General features: G+C 56.2%; 18 protein-coding genes. 2 read left to right on the top strand and 16 right to left on the bottom strand.

The annotated features are described in order from the left end of the window. Positions 1-25 precede the first annotated feature (25 nt). Genes R0J87_RS09680 through R0J87_RS09665 form a run of 4 tightly spaced genes read right to left on the bottom strand, consistent with a single transcriptional unit; the run spans position 26 to position 5,389 of the window. Entirely contained in the window at positions 26-2,755 is a 2,730-nt protein-coding gene (locus tag R0J87_RS09680) for an ATP-binding protein (RefSeq protein WP_498885844.1), read from the bottom strand. Positions 2,756-2,757: 2 nt separating this feature from the next. Then, entirely contained in the window at positions 2,758-2,964 is a 207-nt protein-coding gene (locus tag R0J87_RS09675; RefSeq protein ID WP_289134081.1) for a hypothetical protein, read from the bottom strand. Further along, the gene (locus R0J87_RS09670; protein ID WP_498885842.1) at positions 2,961-5,018 is read right to left on the bottom strand and encodes a 3'-5' exonuclease; all 2,058 of its coding nucleotides are present in this window, start codon (positions 5,016-5,018) and stop codon (positions 2,961-2,963) included. Before R0J87_RS09670 ends, R0J87_RS09675 begins: the two co-directional genes overlap by 4 nt. After that, the gene (locus tag R0J87_RS09665; protein WP_498885841.1) at positions 5,015-5,389 is read right to left on the bottom strand and encodes a response regulator transcription factor; all 375 of its coding nucleotides are present in this window, start codon (positions 5,387-5,389) and stop codon (positions 5,015-5,017) included. The genes R0J87_RS09670 and R0J87_RS09665 overlap by 4 nt, the downstream gene beginning before the upstream one ends. 138 nt (positions 5,390-5,527) lie before the next feature. On the opposite strand from R0J87_RS09665, the gene R0J87_RS09660 reads away from it, so the two are divergent. Next, on the top strand, positions 5,528-6,613 hold the full coding sequence (locus R0J87_RS09660) for a tRNA-queuosine alpha-mannosyltransferase domain-containing protein (protein WP_498885880.1): 1,086 nt from the start codon (positions 5,528-5,530) through the stop codon (positions 6,611-6,613). A gap of 19 nt (positions 6,614-6,632) precedes the next feature. On the opposite strand, the gene nth is transcribed toward R0J87_RS09660, so the two are convergent. The 12 genes from nth to R0J87_RS09600 all read right to left on the bottom strand — a co-directional run bounded on the left by nth (position 6,633) and on the right by R0J87_RS09600 (position 18,939). Further along, entirely contained in the window at positions 6,633-7,271 is a 639-nt protein-coding gene (gene nth, locus R0J87_RS09655) for an endonuclease III (protein ID WP_083023859.1), read from the bottom strand. Between the two features lie 15 nt (positions 7,272-7,286). Beyond that, the gene (locus R0J87_RS09650) at positions 7,287-7,988 is read right to left on the bottom strand and encodes an electron transport complex subunit E (protein ID WP_498885839.1); all 702 of its coding nucleotides are present in this window, start codon (positions 7,986-7,988) and stop codon (positions 7,287-7,289) included. Next, entirely contained in the window at positions 7,985-8,611 is a 627-nt protein-coding gene (rsxG, locus tag R0J87_RS09645) for an electron transport complex subunit RsxG (RefSeq protein WP_498885837.1), read from the bottom strand. Before rsxG ends, R0J87_RS09650 begins: the two co-directional genes overlap by 4 nt. Then, positions 8,608-9,639, bottom strand: a complete 1,032-nt coding sequence (locus R0J87_RS09640; protein ID WP_498885835.1) for an RnfABCDGE type electron transport complex subunit D — start codon at positions 9,637-9,639, stop codon at positions 8,608-8,610. The genes rsxG and R0J87_RS09640 overlap by 4 nt, the downstream gene beginning before the upstream one ends. After that, positions 9,636-11,306: an electron transport complex subunit RsxC gene (gene rsxC / locus R0J87_RS09635; RefSeq protein WP_498885833.1), complete on the bottom strand. Its 1,671-nt coding sequence runs from the start codon at positions 11,304-11,306 to the stop codon at positions 9,636-9,638. The genes R0J87_RS09640 and rsxC overlap by 4 nt, the downstream gene beginning before the upstream one ends. Further along, on the bottom strand, positions 11,293-11,874 hold the full coding sequence (rsxB, locus tag R0J87_RS09630) for an electron transport complex subunit RsxB (RefSeq protein ID WP_044627978.1): 582 nt from the start codon (positions 11,872-11,874) through the stop codon (positions 11,293-11,295). The genes rsxC and rsxB overlap by 14 nt, the downstream gene beginning before the upstream one ends. Positions 11,875-11,879: 5 nt before the next feature. After that, entirely contained in the window at positions 11,880-12,461 is a 582-nt protein-coding gene (gene rsxA, locus R0J87_RS09625) for an electron transport complex subunit RsxA (protein ID WP_404463004.1), read from the bottom strand. Then, a complete protein-coding gene (locus R0J87_RS09620) occupies positions 12,458-14,047 on the bottom strand; it encodes a sensor domain-containing diguanylate cyclase (protein WP_498885830.1) in 1,590 nt (529 codons plus the stop codon). Before R0J87_RS09620 ends, rsxA begins: the two co-directional genes overlap by 4 nt. 116 nt (positions 14,048-14,163) lie before the next feature. Beyond that, a complete protein-coding gene (metG, locus tag R0J87_RS09615) occupies positions 14,164-16,200 on the bottom strand; it encodes a methionine--tRNA ligase (RefSeq protein WP_404341724.1) in 2,037 nt (678 codons plus the stop codon). Between the two features lie 109 nt (positions 16,201-16,309). Continuing rightward, positions 16,310-16,591, bottom strand: coding sequence for a hypothetical protein (locus R0J87_RS09610; protein WP_311063992.1), 282 nt, complete (start codon positions 16,589-16,591; stop codon positions 16,310-16,312). A 136-nt stretch (positions 16,592-16,727) separates the two neighbouring features. Further along, complete coding sequence (locus R0J87_RS09605) at positions 16,728-17,909, bottom strand: 1-acyl-sn-glycerol-3-phosphate acyltransferase (protein WP_498885828.1); 1,182 nt, start codon at positions 17,907-17,909, stop codon at positions 16,728-16,730. A gap of 91 nt (positions 17,910-18,000) precedes the next feature. After that, the gene (locus R0J87_RS09600; protein WP_498885826.1) at positions 18,001-18,939 is read right to left on the bottom strand and encodes a recombination-associated protein RdgC; all 939 of its coding nucleotides are present in this window, start codon (positions 18,937-18,939) and stop codon (positions 18,001-18,003) included. Positions 18,940-19,105: 166 nt separating this feature from the next. Here R0J87_RS09600 and R0J87_RS09595 point away from each other — a divergent pair, with 166 nt between their 5' ends. After that, on the top strand, positions 19,106-19,540 hold the full coding sequence (locus R0J87_RS09595) for an acyl-CoA thioesterase (RefSeq protein WP_404463000.1): 435 nt from the start codon (positions 19,106-19,108) through the stop codon (positions 19,538-19,540). Positions 19,541-19,554 lie beyond the last annotated feature (14 nt).

The following is a 19,554-nucleotide window of genomic DNA, read 5'->3' as shown; positions in this document are numbered from 1 at the left end:
TGCGTTGAATGGCACAATTAATTATTTAAACGGTGTGGCCTGGTAGTTCAAGCTGTATGGCCGTTCCGCCAAGTGACGATGTTTCTGCCCAGAGCTTTCCGCCTAGGTGATGGATAATGGCGCGACTAATGGGCAATCCTAAGCCGCTGCCTTTTGGTCTTCCCTGTATTGTTGGGCCCTCTTTTAGTTTTAACTGATAAAACTTTTCAAATACGTTTTCACGTTCAGTGGTAGGAATGCCTGGGCCGTTATCTTCAACGCTGAGTCGGAAAACGCCGTTATGGGCATAAATACGCATTTTTATCTTGGGTTGATGGGGGTCGGCAAATTTGCGGGCATTTTCTAACAAGTTGATGATGACCTGCTCTAAACGGTCGGGGTCGGCCAACACCATGGCCGGAGACGCCTCTGCGTGTAATTCAAATAGTAGCCCTTGCTCGTCATGTAAACGCGCCAGCGCTTCGCTGCTACGTTGGGCGACTTGCGTTAGATCGACAGGCACGGGCTTCAGCGATAGTCGGCCGCTTTCCAGGCGCGCTAAATCGAGTATTTCATCAATCAGCCGGGACAGGCGCTGGCTTTCCAACACCATAATACCCAGAAAGTGTTGGCGTTTTTCGTCTTCAATATCGGGTGTATCACGCAGTATTTCGGCAAATGAGCGAATAGAAGTAAGCGGTGTGCGCAGTTCGTGGCTCACCATGGCGACAAACTCATCTTTCATGCGGTCGACTTCTCGCAGGCGCTCATTAGCACTGCGGAGTTCTTCACCGACTTTCGCTAATTCCTGAGATTTTTGTTCCAGGCGGCGGTTGTACTCCAATGCTTGGGAGGTCGTATCCAGAATGGTCAGCACTGACTCTACATCGAGCGCTTCACCACGCAGGACTGAATGGATTAACACGCTGGCTGACGCGCTGCCCAATGATCCTGATAATGCTTGTTCTGCCCGGGTAATCAGCTCGCCAGAAGCAGGTCGATGGCGGGCTTCAGCATCCTTTAGCGGGGTGTGGGACGCTTTAAACACCCTTAGCGTGGCACCATGACCCAAGTAACGAACTAAGAGCGCGTAGAGGGCACCTTCGGTGGTTTGGCCCTGTAGCTGGGAAGTCGTGGGCAGATGAGGGTGCATTGCTTCGGTAAACAGCGTTGCTTGGGTTTGCTCCAGGGGCGTGGGGCGAGTAAACAGCGAGACACCTATTAGTAACCCCACGTTGGCTAACATGCTCCAAAACAGTGAATGCGTATAAATATCCCATCCGCTTAGCCCCATTAGGGCGTAGGGTGATAGCCAGCTGATTTCCCAAGGGCCTTGGGTGATTAACGTCTCTTCTAGCCAGCCCGACTGTGCAAACCCTGGCAGCAGCAGCGTATAGAACCAGATAAAAAATCCAGCGAGCAGCCCTAACGTTGCTCCCTGGCGCGTTGCCCCGCGCCAGTACAGCCCGATAAGCAGTGCAGGGGCAAACTGGGCCACTCCCGCAAAAGAGACCAGGCCAATGGTCACTAAGCTATAGCTGTCGCCGATCAGCGCATGGTAGAGATAGCCCATGAGTAGAATCAGCAAAATGGCGATGCGCCGAATGTTGAGCAGCCAGTCGGCAAGCCGGCCATGGCGCCCAATGTAAAGGCGTTTTACCTTCAGCAGCAGAGGCATAATGAGCTGATTGCTGACCATGGTAGAAAGGGCAATCGTCTCGACAATGACCATGCCAGTGGCGGCTGAGAGACCACCGATAAAGACTAACAGCGGCAGGCCTTCTAGCCCTGCAGAGAGGGGCAGCGTGAGCACGAAGCTATCGGGATCGCCCTCGCCAAGTAGCAGCCCGGCTAAGGCAATCGGGATGACAAACAGGTTAATCAACAGCAAATAGAGCGGGAATAGCCAGCTGGCGCGATGGAGGTGTTGCTCGTCAACATTCTCAACCACTAAAACCTGGAACTGTCGGGGTAGCGTAAAGAAAGCCAGAAATGCCAGCAGCAGCATACCCACCCAACCCGTTGCGCCGCCAGGTACGTTTTCTAGGCGCATACTATTGATTAATGCTGGCGTAGCAGCGACTTCGGCCAAGAGGGCGCTTGGCCCTGCAAACAGGATAAACGTGACAAATACACCCACTGCCAGAAAGGCGATCAGTTTCACCAAGGACTCTACGGCAATGGCAGCCACCATCCCTTCGTGGCGCTCGCTGGCATCTAAGTGACGGGTGCCAAAAAGAATAATAAACACCGCCAGCACCATCGCTATCCAAAAAGAGCGGTCCATCCAGAAGCGTTCGTTCTCTAGCGTGATATCGGCACCCAGCGGGTAGTTCATCAGCACCGCATGACTCACCGTGATGGCTTTTAGCTGAAGCGCGATATAAGGGGTGATGGTGATGAGCGCCATGATGGCCACGAGTGCCCCTAAACGGGAGCTTTTGCCGTAGCGGGCGCTGATAAAGTCGGCAATCGATGTAATGCGCTGCTGTGCGGCAATGCGTACCATTTTGCGTAGTGTAAAAGGGGCTAACAGCATCGCCAGTGTCGGCCCCAGGTAAATCAGTAGGAAGCTAGGGCCGTACTGTGCTGCGCGGCCAACGCTGCCGTAAAACGTCCAGGCAGTACAGTAAACTGCGATAGAGAGGGCATAGACCGTAGGCGAGCCAATCAGCGAGCGGCCCTGTTCGGCGCGGCGGTCTCCCCAGGCGGCGACCATAAAGAGCAGGGCCAAATAGCAAAAGGCGGTACCAATCACTACCCAATCGCCGCGCATGGTCATGGTTCCTTGGGGGGCTCAACCAGCCAAGCGGTGAATCCAATGAGCGCTCCCCAAACGACAAATAGGTAGAGCGGTAGCCAACCCAGCAGGCCCGGTAAACGATCAACAATAAGTAGCATCGGTGGGCAAAACATAAATAGTGCCAGCAGGGCCAGCGCGATGAGCCGTTCACGCCTGCGGGAAGGAGCGCTGAAGGGGGTCATGGCGCGCTGGCATCCTCTTTATCAAAGGCATTTGCCTGCAGGGCAAGCAGCTCTTCCAGCGTATCAATGCCTCGGGCCTCGAGCCGTGGCAGCAGTGCTAGCCATAGCTCTGCGGTGACGCGGGCATCACCTAACGCCGTGTGGCGAGTGCCCGGTGGAAAGTGGAGGTCGTACCGTTTGGCAAGGGTGTCTAAATCGTGGCCATCCAATGCTTCATCAAGCGCTTTTGAAATAAGCAGTGTGTCTAAAACGGGAATATCAAAGGCAACGCCATGGTTGCTAATGGCCAGCATATCGAAAGCCGCATTATGGGCGAGCAGTACGGCCTCACCGACGTAATCACGAAACAGGTCAAGCACTGTTTCAAGGGGGGCAGCGCCCGCGACATCCGCATCGGTAATGCCGTGAATCACCGTACTGGCGGCAGGAATGGCGCGCTTCGGGTCCACGAAGTGATCAAACGCATCATTCGCCAGTAAACGGCCATTGACGATCCGGCAGGCGCCCAGGCTAATCACCGTGTCTCCTCGGCGCAGCTCAAGGCCAGTGGTCTCCGTATCAAACGCCACGATATCTAGGCAGCGTAGAGCTCTGCTAGCCAGAGCCTCGTCAGGCGCGGGGAGCTGTGCGATGCCAAAGTCATGGAATTCCGGTCGTGGCGGGGCAAGCTCCCGAGGCGCTTGGGCTTGTGCGATGGTTGGGAGCGGTAATCTCAGTCGGGCGTGGCGTTTATCCGTATCAGCAACACTCCATATATCGGTGGCGTGCTGGCGCAGAATATCCGCGACTGAGGGGCTAAGCGGTAGCGTGGTCAGCGGGTGCTCGCGCCAAACGGTCAGCTCGCCTTCGGGGATGGGGGAGCCTTGCCAAATCAAGTCAACGTAAGCGCGTTTTGGGTTGAGCGTAACCTCACCTTCAAAACCGCTGCTGGGCAAGTGGCAGCGCAGGTGATCCACCAGAGAGTGGAATAGCTCAATCAGCGCGGGGGCGTCGCCTTTAAACCAAGCGGGCACGCCGATAGGGGTGATTAAGCGATGGGCAGGATCAAGGCGCTCATCTAGCGATTGCCAAAAATCGTTGGACCAAATGGGTCTTAAACGTTCGCCGTGGTACTGAAGATCGTCCAGCAGCGAGCCAATCTCCGCGACGTGCTTGTTTAATGCTTGGCTCTCATTGTGCACCACTTGCTCTAAACGTGCTCGTAGCTCAAGCGACGTTTCTGAGGAGGGAATTTGACGCAGCGCATCAGCGGCGCTGCTTAAGCTGGCGGAGTGCTGGCGAAGTGGCGGCAATAGATGATTAAGTTCGGCCCGCACGCCCATTTCGTTATTCCAGGTGGTGGTTGCATCGCTACAGGTCACCAGCGTTTCGCGTTCACTGCCGGGCACCCGGCGAATGACAACCTTTAACCAGCGCTGGTCACAGGGGGCGAGCATTTCCCGAGGTGAGCCGTCGTCGGGTAGTTGTGCCATGGCGTTGGCAAGGGTAGCTGTCGGGAGCAGGGCATCCAAACGTTTACCAAGCCCCAGACCGGTATTACCCGCAAAGAAGTTTTCGGCAGCCTGGTTAAACAACATCACCCGCCGGTGCCGGTCGCAAAGTAACAGCGGTGTTTCAAGCACCTGCAGCAGCGTTTCAAGCTCTTGGCGTATACGCGATGCGCTACGCGCTCCTTCTGCATGGGCGGTGGCGAGTCGTGAGCGGTCGGCGCGCCAGCTGTGGCTGACGCGGCGCAGGTCTGGGCCAAGCCCTTTTAACCAGCCCTCTGCGGTGTGTTCGTCTTGGGCATCTGGGTTGGCTACCCAGCGTGCCAGCTGCGCTTGCAGATGTCGAAGGGGTGTAAATAGCATGCGTTCTAGCAGTAGGCCCATTAAAAAAAGCGTGATGCCGCCTGAAAAACTGCCTAGCCATAGAGCCCCACGCGCCACGCCTGAAAGTGCCAGCTGGCTATCTAACCAAGCGGCAAAGAGCGCTCCCCCCACTAAGCTAACGCCGCTTAGCAGCAGCCACACGCCGACCAAGCGTTGGCGTTTAGGAAGGCCCTTGCGTGTCATGGTGCACGCTCGGCTAACAGGGCTTTGACCCTCTCTACAAGCTGCTGGGTAGAGAAAGGCTTGGTAACGTAGTCATCTGCTCCCAGCGCGAAGCCTTTTTCCCGCTCTACTTCACGGCCATGAGCCGTTAACATAATCACCGGTAAGTGCCGTTCGGACTCTGAGCGGCGCAGCTGCTCCAGCACTTCAAAGCCACTGATGCCTGGCAAGCTGATGTCCAGTAACAACAGGTCAGGGGATGCATCGGCAATTCTCAGCAGCGCGGTTTCGCCGTCGGGCGCTGTCGTCACCGTCAGCCCGGCATGGGACATGAGGAACTCAAGGGAGAGTAGGATATTGGGTTCATCATCGACCACTAATACGTTGGCCATTACGGTCTCCTCAGCGGCGTTAGATGAGCATTGCGACTGCTAGCGATGGTTTAAGTGTATGTAGCGTACAGCATTCGGCCAAGACGACCTTGGCCGAATGCTGTGTATGAAGAGAACCTTTCACCGGTAGACAGGATGATGCGCGTTTTATTGTTATCGGCTTATGAAGCGGTTAGCCACCGTTATTGGGCTAGCAGCTTAATGGCTGAAGTGAACGAGGTAGCCTGGACGTTGCTAAGCTTGCCTCCTCGCCACTTCTCCTGGCGTATTCGTGGCAATCCGTTGAGCTGGTGGTTAAAAGAGTACGAGCGGTTAAGTCAGCCCTACGATGTAGTGCTGGCAACGTCTATGGTAGATATCGCCACCTTTGTGGGGCTGTTTCCCCATCTGGGGCGAGCAAAAAAGATCGTCTATTTTCACGAAAATCAGTTTGCCTACCCCGAATCCAGCGAGCAGATGCCCCAGGTAGAAGCCAAAATGGTCAACTTGTATGCGGCACTGGCGGCAGATGTGCTGGTGTTCAACACGGCCTATAACCGGGACTCTTTTTTTGACGGTGCGCGGCGTTTTTTAAAGAAAATGCCGGAAAATCTACCGGCGGCTAAACCGCTAGAACGGTTACGTCAACGCGCTCGCGTGGTGCCTGTGCCCATTGCGCCTGCTACCTGTACCGCCGCTGGCAACTCAAATCCGCAGCGGCTGATTTGGAATCACCGTTGGGAGTATGACAAAAACCCGGAGGACTTCTTCGCGGTGCTGTTCAAGCTAAGCGAGCAGCAGGTGCCCTTTGAGTTGGCGGTGCTTGGCCAGCAGTTTCGCGACGTGCCGCCGATATTTGCCGAGGCGCAGGTGCGGCTGGCTGAGCATATTATCTGCTGGGGGCCGCAGCCGGAGGCCGAGTACCGCGCGCTGCTCAACGGTGGCGGTATTGTGGTGTCAACCACCTGGCATGAGTTTCAGGGACTGGCGATCATGGAGGCTGCCCAGCGAGGAGCCACGCCGCTGGTACCGGATAGGCTCTGCTTTCCTGAACTTTATCCTGCCCAATATCGCTACGATGGCACACAAGAGGGGCTCTATCAGCGCTTGAAAGCGTGGCTGTTAGACCCCGCTAGCCAGCCCGCGCAGTTGGATACTCAGCCATGGCAGTGGCCGCGTTGGCGAGAAACGTATCGTCAGCTGCTGGTGGAGGGGGCAGCTAATGACCTGCTCGGCATAGAGTGATCCTGGCGTTGGTGTGCCGTTAGGCAAGCTCGGTTTTTTCTTTATAGTCGCATAGATCTTCGATGATGCAGCTACCGCAGCGGGGTTTGCGCGCAATGCAGGTGTAGCGCCCGTGTAAAATCAGCCAGTGGTGGGCATCTTGTTTAAAGGCGCTGGGAACGTGGCGCAACAGCTTCTGCTCGACTTCCACCACGTCTTTACCTTTGGCGATACCGGTACGGTTCGAAACGCGAAAAATATGTGTATCCACCGCGATAGTGGGCTGACCAAAGGCGGTGTTTAAAATCACATTGGCGGTTTTACGCCCGACACCGGGCAGCGCTTCCAAGGCTTGACGGGTGTTGGGAACCTCGCCGCCGTGCTGATTGACCAGCAGATGGCAGGTTTTCATCAAATTCTCTGCCTTGGTGTTAAACAGGCCAATGGTTTTAATGTGCTGCTTTAGGCCATCAATACCCAGCTCAATGATCGCCTCAGGAGTATTCGCGACCGGATAAAGCTTGGCCGTGGCTTTATTCACGCCCACATCCGTTGCTTGGGCGGAGAGCAGTACCGCTGCCAATAGCTCAAAAGGCGTGCTCCAGTTGAGCTCGGTAGTGGGGTGTGGGTTTTCCGCCTGGAGGCGCGCAAATATCTCATGACGCTTTTGAGCATTCATGGCGTGTTCTCTTGGTTATTGAATGGTGCCGGTTACCCGCACACGGCGCTCAGCTCGCGGTGCGACGTTGACGGGCTGAGCGCGGGCGGCGCGACGCTGATCCAGCACGTTTTTCAGCGCGATCAAAAGCCCTGCAACGAAGAACGCGCCGGGGGGCAGGATGAAAAAGAGAAACTGGTAATCCGCCGCCAGGGTGATCTGCCAGTGAGCGGCAACCGGCCCAAACAGCAGCGCCATGTCGCTAAACAGCGTCCCTTGGCCCACCAGCTCGCGGATCGCGCCCATCAGCACTAATACCGCACCAAAGCCCAGCCCCATCATCAGCCCATCGATTGCCGCGGGCAGCACGGGCTGGCGGGAGGCAAACGCATCTGCCCGGCCCAAAATGGCGCAGTTAGTCACGATGAGCGGGATGAAAATGCCCAATATTTGGTAAAGCGAGTAGGCGAACGCGGCCATGAGCAACTCAGCGCAGGTCACAAAGGCGGCAATCACCATCACAAACGCGGGGAGCCGCACGGCGCTAGGCACCTGATGGCGAATCAGTGAGATCGTTGTGCTGGCGCCTACCAAGACCAGCAGTGTGGCCAGCGCCAAGCCTAGCGCATTCACCACCGTGGCGCTGACGGCCAGCAGTGGGCAAAGCCCCAGTAGCTGCACCAATGCCGGGTTATTCGTCCAAAGCCCTTCTCGGGCAAGCTGTGTCCACTGGCTCATGGCGTGGGCTCCTGCTGAGCGAGTTCGCGCTGATAGTAGCGCAGCGCCTCATGAACGGCGTTAATGACGGCCCGTGGGGTAATCGTTGCGCCGGTAAAACTATCGAATTCGCCGCCCTCTTTGCTCACCGCCCAGCCGCTTGGGGGCAGGCTCTCAAGGCTTAGGCCGTTGAATGACGTGATCCAGTCGCTGAGTGACCTCTCGATATCATCGCCAAGCCCTGGCGTCTCTTGGTGGTGAGTCACCCGCACCCCGGTGAGTTGCCCGCTTTGGTTGATAGCCACTAGCAAGCGAATGTCACCGTTATACCCTTGGCGTGTCACGACCGGCAGAATGGTGGCGGCTTCGCTACCTTGCTGTACCCGCCAACCCTCTTGAGGAGTGCGGTGCCCCAACGGCGCTGGGTCGGGTAGCGAAAACGCGCTCTCCAACACGGTTTGAACCGGCACCGAGGCTAGTGAGGCGGGCAACACCTCCTGCAACTGACGATGCTGATAGGCAAGCTGGTGCGCGGCAATGCGCTCGGCGGTCACGGCGCGGGTGAGGGCGACGCTGCCGGCGGTTACCAGGGCAAACAGGCCAAGGGCCAGCGCGCCACGCAGCATGGCGTGTTGAGTGGTCATGGTGCGCTCTTCCTCTCATCAGGCCGAGCGGTAGCTTGACCGACCGGGCGTGGCACGCTGTATATGTCCAGCAGCGGCACGCAGAGATTCATCAGCAGCACGGCAAAGGCGACGGCATCCGGGTAGCCGCCTAAATTACGAATCAGGATGACCAGCACGCCAATGCCCGCACCGTATAACAGCTTCCCCCGGCGGCTGGTGGCCGCCGAGACCGGGTCGGTGGCAATAAAGAAGGCACCAAACAGCGTCGCCCCGGTAAGCAGATGAAACAGGGGTGAGGCAAAGTGGCTAGTGTCGCTGGCATAAAACAGCGCTGAGAGCAGCGTCATGCTGCCCAGCATAGCGACCGGAATATGCCAGCTGATCAGTCGTTTGACGATCAACACCACGCCTCCTGCCAGCCATGCCAGTGCGATATTGCGCCAAGCAGCTAGCGTACCTTCAGGAAGCGGCGACGATGTCCAAAACTCACTGGCCATGACCGCTTCACCTTTGTGTTTGAAGGCATCTAAAGGTGTGGCACCGCTTAGTGCATCCAGCGCGGACACGGGAACGGTACCCAAGATTTGTGGCCATAGTGAATCGGGCCAAAGCGGTTGGGGCGGTGCCCAGAGCGTCATATGGGTGGGAAACGACACCAGCAGCAGTGCATAGCCCACCATCGCAGGGTTGAACGGATTGTGGCCCAAGCCGCCATAGAGCTGCTTCGCGACGACGACGGCGGCGATCACCCCAACGCCAATTAGCCACCATGGGCTCGCAGGTGGCAACGAGGCGCCTAGCAACACGCCAGTGAGCAGGGCGCTGGAGTCGTTGAGCGTCGGCCAAACGGGGCGGTGTCGCAGGCGCAGAATGAGCGCTTCAGCGGCGACGGCCCAAAGCGCCGCGATCAGTACGTTGCTGAGTACCCCTAGCCCAAAATAGAGCGTCATCACCGCAAGGCCCGGAAGCGTGGCGGCGATGACCCAGCGCATCACATGGGCCGTTGAGGGCGCCTTACCTAACTGGGGGGCGTGCATCATGCTCATGGCGCTTCCTTCTGTTCACTGGCGGCGCGAGCTTCGGCCAATCGTGCCTCTGCCGCTTTTAGATTCTCTTGGGCAGTGGCGAGCTGAGTCTCCAAATCGTCGTGGCGCTGCTGCGGGTCTTGAGCGGCGGCCCGTGCCAGCACTTTCTCCGCTTTTCGCACGGCGGCTTTGGCGGCCGTTTGAGCGATGCGCAGGCTGCGAAGGTCTGCCACGGGAGCAGCTTGAGTGCCCGTAGCGTCGCTGGAAGCGGACTGCTGCTGGGCGAGCCGTGCCTGACGGCGCGCCTTCTTCTCCGCTTCTTCCCGGGCCAGCCGCGCTTGGCGGAACTCAAAGCGGTGCTTGGCGTGTTCCGCTTTGGCGGTTTCGATGCGTTTATGCCGAATACGCTGTTTGGAGGAGCGGTAGTCCTGCACCAAAGGGATCGCGCTGGGGCAAACGTAGCTGCAGGCACCGCACTCAATGCAGTCGAACAGATGATGGGCTTCAAGGGCGGCATCGTTTTCGGCACGGGCGTACCAGTGCAACTGCTGGGGAAGCAGTTGAGCAGGGCACACACTTTCACAAGCGCCGCAGCGAATGCAGGGGGCTTCTGCGGGTGCTGGCGGCAGCTCCTCTTTTGTCGCGGCAATCAGGCAGTTGGTCGTTTTGGTAACGGGGGCCTCTAATGACGTAAGCGGCGTTCCCATCATCGGCCCGCCGACCACGACTTGATGCAACTGCTCGTCGTCCACGCCAACCTGCGCCAGCAGCGTATCTATCGAAGTCCCTACACGAACCCAGTAGTTGCCGGGCTGGGTAATGGCATCACCGGTTAGGGTAACGACCCTTGCGACCAGCGGTAGTCCGTCGCGTACCGCTTGCAATGCCGCCAGCAGCGTACCGGGGTTGTGGCATAGCACCCCGGTATCCGCCGGTAGCCCACCGCTAGGTACTTCACGGTTCAGCAGCTTTGTAATGAGCTGGCGCTCTCCGCCGCTGGGGTAGCGGGTTTCGATAACCTTCAGCGTCACGCTCGCGAGCGGTTCGCTGTCAGCACTGACCCTAAGGAGAGCTTGCAGCGCCTGAATAGCTTCAGGCTTGTTATCTTCAATGCCGACGATGATGTGTACGGCTCCGCATAGGCGGGCAAGTAGTTGTGCACCTTCAAGCACATCCGCCGCATAGTGGCGAAGCGTGAGGTCATCGGCGGTAATGTAAGGCTCGCACTCGGCGGCATTGACCACCAGCGTATCAATGGCGTGGTGTTCGTTGACTTGAGCTTTGATATAGGTCGGAAAGCCCGCACCACCCAGCCCAATAAGCCCGCTGTCATCAAGCCGTTCCAGCAGTGCGTCGCGCTCTGCGGTTCGCCAATCCAGCGGCGGCAGCGTGGCCCAGCGATCTTCGCCATCGCCTTGAACTACGATCGCACCGTCGGTTATCTCAATCACGGTGCCGCTGATACTGGCGTGCATGTTGGCTGAGACCATTCCATCTCGGCGGGCGACTAGTGTGCCTGTTTTGACCTCATCGCCCACGTTGACGCAGGGCAGCGCCGCTTTACCGGTATGTTGCGACAGCGGGAGCGTGACCACCTTTGGCAGCGGCGCAGTGCGCAGCGGCGCTTGATTGGAGCGCTCTTTACGTTCGGGCGGGTAGATGCCGCCGGGAAATTCATAGGCCGGCATGCGCGCTCCTTAATGGCTGGCGGTCGCTCACAATGGGCTCCCACTGTGTCAGCGGTTTGCGTCTGGGCAGCATGTCGATGCAGTCCACCGGGCAGGGGGCCACGCAGAGGTCGCAACCGGTGCACTCGTCTTCGATTACGGTGTGCATCTGTTTGGCTGCGCCAATAATGGCATCTACCGGGCACGCCTGAATGCACTTGGTGCAGCCGATACACTCGGCTTCACGGATATACGCCACGGTATCTTCACTGGCTGCTTCTCCATCTAGCGGGGCAGGGTCGCGGCCGAGCATATCCGCTAGGGCGAGAATGGTAGCCTCACCGCCGGGAGGGCATTTATTGATGGCGTCGCCCTGATTGATCGCTTCAGCGTAGGGGCGGCAGCCGGGATAGCCGCATTGGCCACATTGGGTTTGTGGCAGCAGCGCATCAATTTTCTCAACCAGCGGGTTCTCTTCACCTTTAAAGCGCGCGCTCGCCATGCCGAGTAGCGCGCCAAAGGTGATGCCCAGGCCGGTGAGTACGCCGACGGCGCTAAGCACGCCCCACCATGAAAATGAATCGCTCATGGCCGTTACCCCTGTACCAGTCCGGAAAATCCGAGAAATGCCAACGACATGAGGCTGGCGGTAATCATGGCGATAGCGGCGCCGCGAAAGGGCTTGGGTACATCTGCGCTGGCCAAGCGTTCGCGCATGGCGGCAAACAGTACAAGCACCAGCGAAAAGCCTAACGCAGCGCCCAGGCCATACAGCGTGGTATGGAAAAAGCTCAGCTCTCGGTTCAGCGACAGCAGCGCCACGCCGAGGACGGCGCAGTTGGTGGTAATCAGTGGTAGAAAAATGCCTAATACCTGATGCAGTAACGGACTGAGCTGGCGCACCATAATTTCCGTGAACTGCACAACGGCGGCAATCACGACTATAAAACTAATGGTGCGCAGATAGGTAATATCAAAGGGCACCAGCAAGCCGTGATAAACCACGTAGCTAGCGGCAGAGGCTAGCGTTAAGACAAACGTGGTCGCCAGTGACATGCCCAGCGCGGATTCAAGCTTGTTCGAGACACCCATGAACGGGCATAGCCCAAGAAATTGGACCAATACAAAATTGTTGACCAGCGCGGTGCTGACCAAAATAACGAAGAGTTCATTCATGACGGCGTATTTTGCTTAGAAACAGGGCAGCTGGCTAGAGGGAGCTCGAAGAGCACGACACGGTGGCGCCCTTGGGCTTTGGCTAAGTACAGTGCTTGGTCAGCACTGCCCATTACCGCGCTTGGCAACGATGTTTCGCTATCTTTCAACATACCAATGCCCACGCTAATGGTAACGAAGGCGCTGACAGGCGATGTTGCATGGGATAACTGAAGTTTGTCGACGGCTGCAATCAGCGCTTTGGCAAACGCTGTAGCCGCTTTTGGAGTGACGCATGGCAGCAGCGCGCTAAACTCCTCTCCACCGGTACGGGCAATAAGAAAATCATGCTGGTTGGCTACGTCATGCAGAGCAGTCGCCACCTGCTGTAAGCACTCGTCTCCTTTCTGATGGCCGTAATAGTCGTTGTAGAGTTTGAAGTGATCGATATCAAGCATCATGACGGCCAACGATTCATCTTCCTCGGTGGCTTGGTCTACGGCAAATGCCAAGCGCTGATCGAACAGCCGCCGGTTGGGAAGCTCCGTCAATGAGTCATGGGTCGACATTTGGAGTAATTCCGCATTGAGCTGCTGTTGACAGGTGAGCTGCTCTAAAAAAGCTCGGGATAGGATGCCAATCTCATCTCTACGCTGGGTTAAATAGTGAGTAACTTCGTGCTGATCTGACGACTGGGTAAGCGCGGTTAGCTGTCGCAGTGGCTTTAGTACCATGCGCTCGAGCAGAAAAAGTACCATGCCAATGAAGAGCAGCATCAATCCGGCTGTCCAAAGCAAGATATAGCGGAAGGTGGTGAGGCTTGTGAGGTACTGAACGCGGTTTAACTTGATCTCAAGCGTCACTGCCTCGTCGGTACCGAACGCTGGAAATTGGTGAGATGCTTTAACGTCAGCGCCTGCAAACACTAGCTCGGTAGGCTTAACGGCATCATAGGGCTTGACGTTGAGCGATATGGCAAGTCCTGTGTACTCGCCTATTCGTTCGAGCCAAGCGTTATCCATCGCACGCACTTTGAACAGCCATCCGTTGGGCGGACCGCTCTCATCGGTATGTAGAATTTGGCTGGCCGCCACCAATGCGGGCCACTGTTCGATATACAGCGCCGTCGGGTCGACTTGCTCAGCCATCGCCGATTGCATGGTTTCGACCCAGGGGGCCATCCACGCACAGCGGTCAACGGCGGCAGTGCAGGTTTGGTAGCGCCCGGTAGCTGGGTCTAACCCCGCCAAGAAATGTACGTCACCTTGCAGCGTAAAAAATGCCATAAGGTGGTAGTTCATGTCTTCAAACATCTGTTGGCTAAAGTTGACGTAAGTGTAGCCGGGGTTACTACCCTCAATAAATCGATAGGTATCATCCCAGTGAGCCCAATCCCGTGCTTGGGCAAGTAAGCCTTCTTGATTGAGCATCAGGCTGCGCGTCGCTCGGTCCAGTTCACGCTGCACAGTGGTGCGCTCTTCTGCCAGTAACGCTGGAAAAATTAGCCATTTGCTGATCACGCCGAGCGCTATCATTGCGACGAACAATAATCCGCCCAATATGGCAAAGAAGCGAAAACGCAATGACAAAGAGAAGCGCTGGCGCATATAGCAAACTCATGTTGACGTTAATGCTTCAGCATTAACGGATCTAAATAGAAGTAGCTTAAAACACAAAAGGGGCAGGCTGTTCGCCTTACCCCTCTCGTCCGTGAACGGCGGCGTTACGTGACCCGCTGACCTGGTTCGGCACCTGAATCAGGTGAAAGCAGGTAAATACCTTCGCTATTCGCGGAGGCCAACACCATGCCTTCCGATACACCAAAGCGCATTTTACGCGGCGCTAAGTTAGCGACCATAACCGTTAAACGACCTTCCAGTGCTTCTGGAGAGTAGGCAGAGCGGATGCCAGAGAAGACGTTGCGGGTTTCTCCGCCTAAGTCCAGGGTAAGCTGCAGCAGCTTGTCAGCGCCCTCTACATATTGCGCTTTGGCAATACGGGCAATACGCAGGTCTACCTTGGCAAAGTCGTCAAAGCTGATTTCGGCGGCGATAGGCTCATCCGCAAGCGGGCCTTTCGGCGTATTTTTCAGCTTTTGCTCCTCGACCAAATCCTCTTTAGAAGACTCGATCATGGCATCAATTTTATCCCGCTCAACGCGCGTCATGAGCGGTTTGAACTTGTTGATGGAGTGATTGACCAGCACGTTACCACGGCTTTCCCAATCGAGACTGTCAACATTTATAAACTCACGTGCCTGCTCGGCCATCGCGGGCACCACGGGCGCAAGATAAACCATCAGCTGGCGGAATAAGTTAATACCCACCGAACAGATTTCCAGCACCTCCTGGTCGCGGCCCTCTTGCTTCGCCAGCGCCCAGGGCTCTTTTTCAGCGATATAGGTATTGGCTTCATCGGCCAATTCCATAATTTTACGCATCGCGCGGCTGAATTCGCGTGCTTCAAAGTCGGCGGCAATGTCGTCGCCGGCAGCGATAAAGCGGGCAACCATCTGCGGCTCGGCACAGTGCTCAGAGAGGGTGCCGCCGCCGAGTTTTTTGACAAAGCCGGCACAGCGGCTGGCGATGTTAACGACCTTGCCGACGAGATCTGAATTGACGCGGGCCGCGAAGTCTTCAAGATTTAGATCAAGATCATCCACCTTGGAGGTGAGCTTGGCGGCAAAGTAGTAACGCAGGTACTCAGGATTCAGGTGCTCAGCGTAGGTGGCTGCTTTAATAAAGGTGCCACGAGATTTAGACATCTTAGCGCCATCCACGGTTAGGAAGCCGTGGCAGTTGACCGCTGTGGGGGTGCGCATGTCGGCACCGTGGAGCATGGCGGGCCAGAAAAGAGCGTGGAAATAGACGATGTCTTTACCAATGAAATGGTAGATCTCGGCGTCTGAGTCTTTTTTCCAGAAACTATCGAAATCGATCCCGTCGCGCTCGCACAGATTTTTGAAGCTGGCGAGATAGCCGATAGGAGCGTCTAGCCATACATAGAAGTATTTGCCCGGCGCATCGGGAATCTCAAAACCAAAGTAGGGTGCATCGCGGGAAATATCCCACTCGTTAAAGCCCGACTCAAACCACTCCATCAGCTTGTTGCGGATCTGCGGCTGTACGTGGCCATCGTTGATCCACTGCTGTAGGAACTCAGCGAAGTCCGGCAGTTTGAAGAAGTAGTGGGTTGAGCTGCGTACCTCAGGTGTCGCGCCGGAAATAGCAGAGACCGGATTGATCAGGTCGGCAGGTGTATAGGTGGCGCCGCACTTTTCGCAGTTGTCGCCGTACTGGTCGTCCGCGTGGCATTTTGGGCAGGTGCCTTTGATAAAGCGATCCGCCAGAAAAAGCCCTTTCTGCGGGTCGAACATCTGCTCGATATCGCGGGTGGCAATATGGCCTTTATCACGCAGGCGAGTGTAGATCAGCTCGCTAAAGTAGCGGTTCTCATCCGAGTGGGTGGAGTGATAGTTATCGAACCCCACGCCAAAGCGGGCAAAATCTTCCTGGTGGTCTTGGGAAACCCGTTCAATCAATGCTTCTGGGGAAATGCCTTCCTGCTCGGCACGCAGCATAATCGCGGTGCCGTGGGCATCGTCGGCACACACGTAGTAGCACTGCTGGCCACGGCTTTTTTGGAAGCGTACCCAGATATCCGTTTGGATGTACTCAAGCAGGTGGCCTAGATGAATCGCACCATTTGCATAGGGAAGGGCGCTCGTCACCAGTATGTTGCGCGGGGCAGTATTGGACATGGCGAATGAAAATTCCGGTTAGGCAGTACAAATAAAGACGGCGAAGGGGAGGGGCTTCGCCGGTAATGTCATGTGTTGCTTACACATAGCCAGAAGCTATGCCGCAGAGCTAGTACAGTGCCTGCTCTTCTTGCACGACTTCGCGCAGCAGCTCTAAAAATAATTTGTCAGCCTCGGAGTGCTCGGCAGGATCTTCTGGGATATGTACGCTGGTGGTATCAGAGATCTCGTTGGCGATACGCGCCATCACGGCAGGACTGCTGCCTTCATTGAGCTGCTCGCGGGCAATGGCCAGCGACTGCTCTAAAATTTTTGGGTCTTGTAAAAGCTTACGAATAAAGCCGCGTAGCTCATTGATAATGCGTGTTTTTTGAATTTCTGTTGCAGACATAGAGAGTCTCCTTAAGACCGCGCTTGGTGACGCTACCAAGCGAGACCAATGAATGCCTTGACCATAGCACTTTTTCGAGCCGCGAGCATGCGCTGATCGTGACGCTTACCCACGCAAGCTAGCAGCATGTTGGCGGCTAAACGCTGAGTCGCCCCGCTTTATGTTTTACCGGGTTAGCATACTGCTCTAACCAATAGGGTTGCAGTGCTTCTGGAACGCTTGCTAGCCGTGCTTTAAACCGCTCCCGATCTTGACGGGTAATAGATTTACGAGCGACTAACTCCGGCGATTCGCCCAATGCTTCCAGCGCCAGATAGTGGCTGGGAAAGAGGCGATAGCCGCCGATCACTTGGCGGTCAATTTCAGCCGCTACTTCGTCAGGTGTTGCCATGTCAGCACCCACCGGCGTACCAAATTTTAGCTGAACGCGGCCTTTAGAGCCGGTGATGCCCGCCACAATTGAGCGGATGTCTTCAAACTCACTCTTGGCGTAGCTACCTTGGGTGGCGATATCGTGCAGTTCCTGGGCTTTTTGCAAGTCGCAGGGGTCGTACTCGTAGCTAATCGATACGGGAACGAGCTTCAGCTCGGCAATGGCATCGCCGAACACCATATCTCGCTCTGCGTGGCGTTTTGCCATCGTGAGCATTTTGATAATGGCGGGGTCGGTACGGTCAATGCCGTTTTTAGCACGACCTTCGCGCTGGGCCATCCAAATTGAGTGATTATCTTCGGTAATCGAGTGGCGAATGTAGGACGACAGCTGCTGATAAGCGGCCAACATAGCCCGCTTTCCGCGCGCGCTCCGAGGCACAATAAAGCTTTTGTTAAGCCGCATTAGGTCGGTCACATAGGGCTTTTTCAGCAAATTGTCGCCAATGGCAATACGCACCGTATCTCGGCCTGCATGATAGAGGGCGTAATTAACGAAAGCGGGGTCCAGCGAGATATCGCGGTGGTTGCCGATAAACAGATAGGCGCTATGGTCGTCGAGTTTGTCTAACCCCGAAACTTCAAAGGCATCCGTGGTAGTACGGATCATGCGCTCCATATAGCGGGCAATGCGCATTTGGAATTCACGTACGCTGGTAGCACCCTTTACTTCGCGGCGCACGGCATGGCCTGCTAGGGCGCGCGCTAAAGGCGGTGCCCATTTGGCCATGCGAGGGAGTCTGAAACGGGTAAGCGCATCAAGCAGCTCGCTATCGCGGGAGAGCCGTTCAAGAACATCAGCCACCTCATGATCCATATAAGGGCGAATCTCTGCCCATGGGTCGTTGGTGGTGTCAGCGTTGGGTGCGTTGTTGTGATGAGTCATGCGATCCGTTGGATATAAGCAAAAATGATCGGGTTACTGTCTGGTTGCTGTCTGGTTGCTGTCTGGTTGCGACGGCGGTAGATATTGAACGTTAGGCGTCTTGCTGTGCCGTCGGTTCCCGCTGCGTTTCGCCACCCAGCCATTCCAGCAGGCGAGTAACGTCATCAGAGAGCGCTTGGGCCATCAAAATAAAGTCGGTTTCCAAGCGGGCTAGCGCATCGTCGCCGTCGTCGGCATGATCAGCTTCTTCAATCAGCGCATCGCCAAAGCGCAGCGACTTCAGTGCTAAATCATCATGCAATACAAAGCTTAGGCGACCTTCTAAGCTAATCGCCAACTTGCTGGCCTGGCGTCCGCTTTCCAGTAGCTGCTGTATCTCATCGCTGTCGAGATCCACCTGCCGGGCGCGCAACACGCCATCGTCGCCTTTTGCCTTTAACTCCACTTGATCGCCAAGCTGAAGATCGCTTGGGCGGCTAGCGGGGTCGCCTAGCCAAGTGGTCATGGCGCGAATGGGCAATGTCTGGCTGCTAAGCGGCGTTGCTTTCAGGCTGCCTAACGTTTCGCGCAACAGGTCCAATACATCTTCTGCTCGGGTGCGGGAGCTGGCGTTGACACCAATAAGCTGGCGTTTTGTATCCCACCACAAGTCAATTTTCTGACTGCGCACAAAGGCGCGCGGCAAGAGTTCTTCAGTCACCTGCTCTTTGAGTGCTGTCTTCTCTTTACGAGTGACTTTGCGCCCTTCGCTTGCCTCGATGTCGGCAACTTTTTCGTCGACCTCTTCTTTGACCACAGAGGCAGGTAATAAGCGCTCTTGGCGTAAAGCAGAGAGTAAACGGTGCCCCTGAATTTCATGCAGACGCTGGTCGCCGCTTATGCGCCCTGCAGGCGCTGTCCAGCCTAAGCGGCGTGCATCCGCATTGCCTAGCGGCTTGGCCGCGTGCTCGTCCAGTGCGTTGACCAGGGTCTGGCTATCTAGCTCGGGAGCGCCGTGCAGGCGATATAAATGCAGGTGCTTAAACCACATGTCACCGATCCTATGAAAAAGGTGGCACATTATGTCGAAACCAAGCCTTTCCTACCAGCACCTTGGTGTAAGGGCGTGGTGTTGCACTGGTTTAAAACTTGTGTTTGATTTGCTGGGTATTAACGATTCCTTGCCTATTTTTATAAGTGTTCAATAAGAGGTTGCTATGTCTGAATCGATTTCCCAGTTTGGCATGCGGGTGCGTGGCTATCACTTGGATGGCTATGGGCACGTTAACAATGCGCGCTATTTAGAATTCATGGAGGAGGGTCGCTGGGCGTTTTTTGATGAGCATCCTCGGCTCATCAAGCAACTGCACAGTGCTGGTCGTGCGTTTGTGGTGGTCAATTTAAATATCGACTATCGCGCAGCTGCCGTGCAGGGCGACGATTTGCAGGTAATGACGGGCATCGTGGAAGTGGGCGAGCGCAGCGCCATTTGCCATCACCGCATTGTGCGCAAAGACGGCACGCTCGTTGCTCAGGCAGATCTCACCTTTGTACTGCTGGATATGCAGGCCAACAAAGCGGCGGCCATTGAGGGTGATGTGCGAGAGGTATTGTTAGGTCTGGTAGTACCCAAGGAGGCATTTACGGCCTAAACAGTAATGGCGGT

Origin of the sequence: Halomonas sp. SIMBA_159, assembly GCF_046536035.1 — a bacterium.
GTDB classification, from domain to species: domain Bacteria; phylum Pseudomonadota; class Gammaproteobacteria; order Pseudomonadales; family Halomonadaceae; genus Vreelandella; species Vreelandella venusta_A.
Note: the sequence above shows the minus strand (reverse complement) of the source record. Positions and strands in the feature narration are given on the sequence as shown.

What these genes read in the sequence shown, in the direction of transcription:
- R0J87_RS09665 (WP_498885841.1), bottom strand. Translation starts at nt 5,389, where the DNA reads ATGGCCAACGTATTAGTGGTCGATGATGAACCCAATATCCTACTCTCC.
- R0J87_RS09660 (WP_498885880.1), top strand. Translation starts at nt 5,528, where the DNA reads ATGCGCGTTTTATTGTTATCGGCTTATGAAGCGGTTAGCCACCGTTAT.
- R0J87_RS09605 (WP_498885828.1), bottom strand. Translation starts at nt 17,909, where the DNA reads ATGACTCATCACAACAACGCACCCAACGCTGACACCACCAACGACCCA.
- R0J87_RS09610 (WP_311063992.1), bottom strand. Translation starts at nt 16,591, where the DNA reads ATGTCTGCAACAGAAATTCAAAAAACACGCATTATCAATGAGCTACGC.
- R0J87_RS09675 (WP_289134081.1), bottom strand. Translation starts at nt 2,964, where the DNA reads ATGACCCCCTTCAGCGCTCCTTCCCGCAGGCGTGAACGGCTCATCGCG.
- R0J87_RS09620 (WP_498885830.1), bottom strand. Translation starts at nt 14,047, where the DNA reads ATGCGCCAGCGCTTCTCTTTGTCATTGCGTTTTCGCTTCTTTGCCATA.
- rsxG (WP_498885837.1), bottom strand. Translation starts at nt 8,611, where the DNA reads ATGACCACTCAACACGCCATGCTGCGTGGCGCGCTGGCCCTTGGCCTG.
- rsxC (WP_498885833.1), bottom strand. Translation starts at nt 11,306, where the DNA reads ATGCCGGCCTATGAATTTCCCGGCGGCATCTACCCGCCCGAACGTAAA.
- nth (WP_083023859.1), bottom strand. Translation starts at nt 7,271, where the DNA reads ATGAATGCTCAAAAGCGTCATGAGATATTTGCGCGCCTCCAGGCGGAA.
- rsxA (WP_404463004.1), bottom strand. Translation starts at nt 12,461, where the DNA reads ATGAATGAACTCTTCGTTATTTTGGTCAGCACCGCGCTGGTCAACAAT.
- metG (WP_404341724.1), bottom strand. Translation starts at nt 16,200, where the DNA reads ATGTCCAATACTGCCCCGCGCAACATACTGGTGACGAGCGCCCTTCCC.
- R0J87_RS09640 (WP_498885835.1), bottom strand. Translation starts at nt 9,639, where the DNA reads ATGAGCATGATGCACGCCCCCCAGTTAGGTAAGGCGCCCTCAACGGCC.
- R0J87_RS09595 (WP_404463000.1), top strand. Translation starts at nt 19,106, where the DNA reads ATGTCTGAATCGATTTCCCAGTTTGGCATGCGGGTGCGTGGCTATCAC.
- R0J87_RS09600 (WP_498885826.1), bottom strand. Translation starts at nt 18,939, where the DNA reads ATGTGGTTTAAGCACCTGCATTTATATCGCCTGCACGGCGCTCCCGAG.
- R0J87_RS09680 (WP_498885844.1), bottom strand. Translation starts at nt 2,755, where the DNA reads ATGCGCGGCGATTGGGTAGTGATTGGTACCGCCTTTTGCTATTTGGCC.
- rsxB (WP_044627978.1), bottom strand. Translation starts at nt 11,874, where the DNA reads ATGAGCGATTCATTTTCATGGTGGGGCGTGCTTAGCGCCGTCGGCGTA.
- R0J87_RS09650 (WP_498885839.1), bottom strand. Translation starts at nt 7,988, where the DNA reads ATGAGCCAGTGGACACAGCTTGCCCGAGAAGGGCTTTGGACGAATAAC.
- R0J87_RS09670 (WP_498885842.1), bottom strand. Translation starts at nt 5,018, where the DNA reads ATGACACGCAAGGGCCTTCCTAAACGCCAACGCTTGGTCGGCGTGTGG.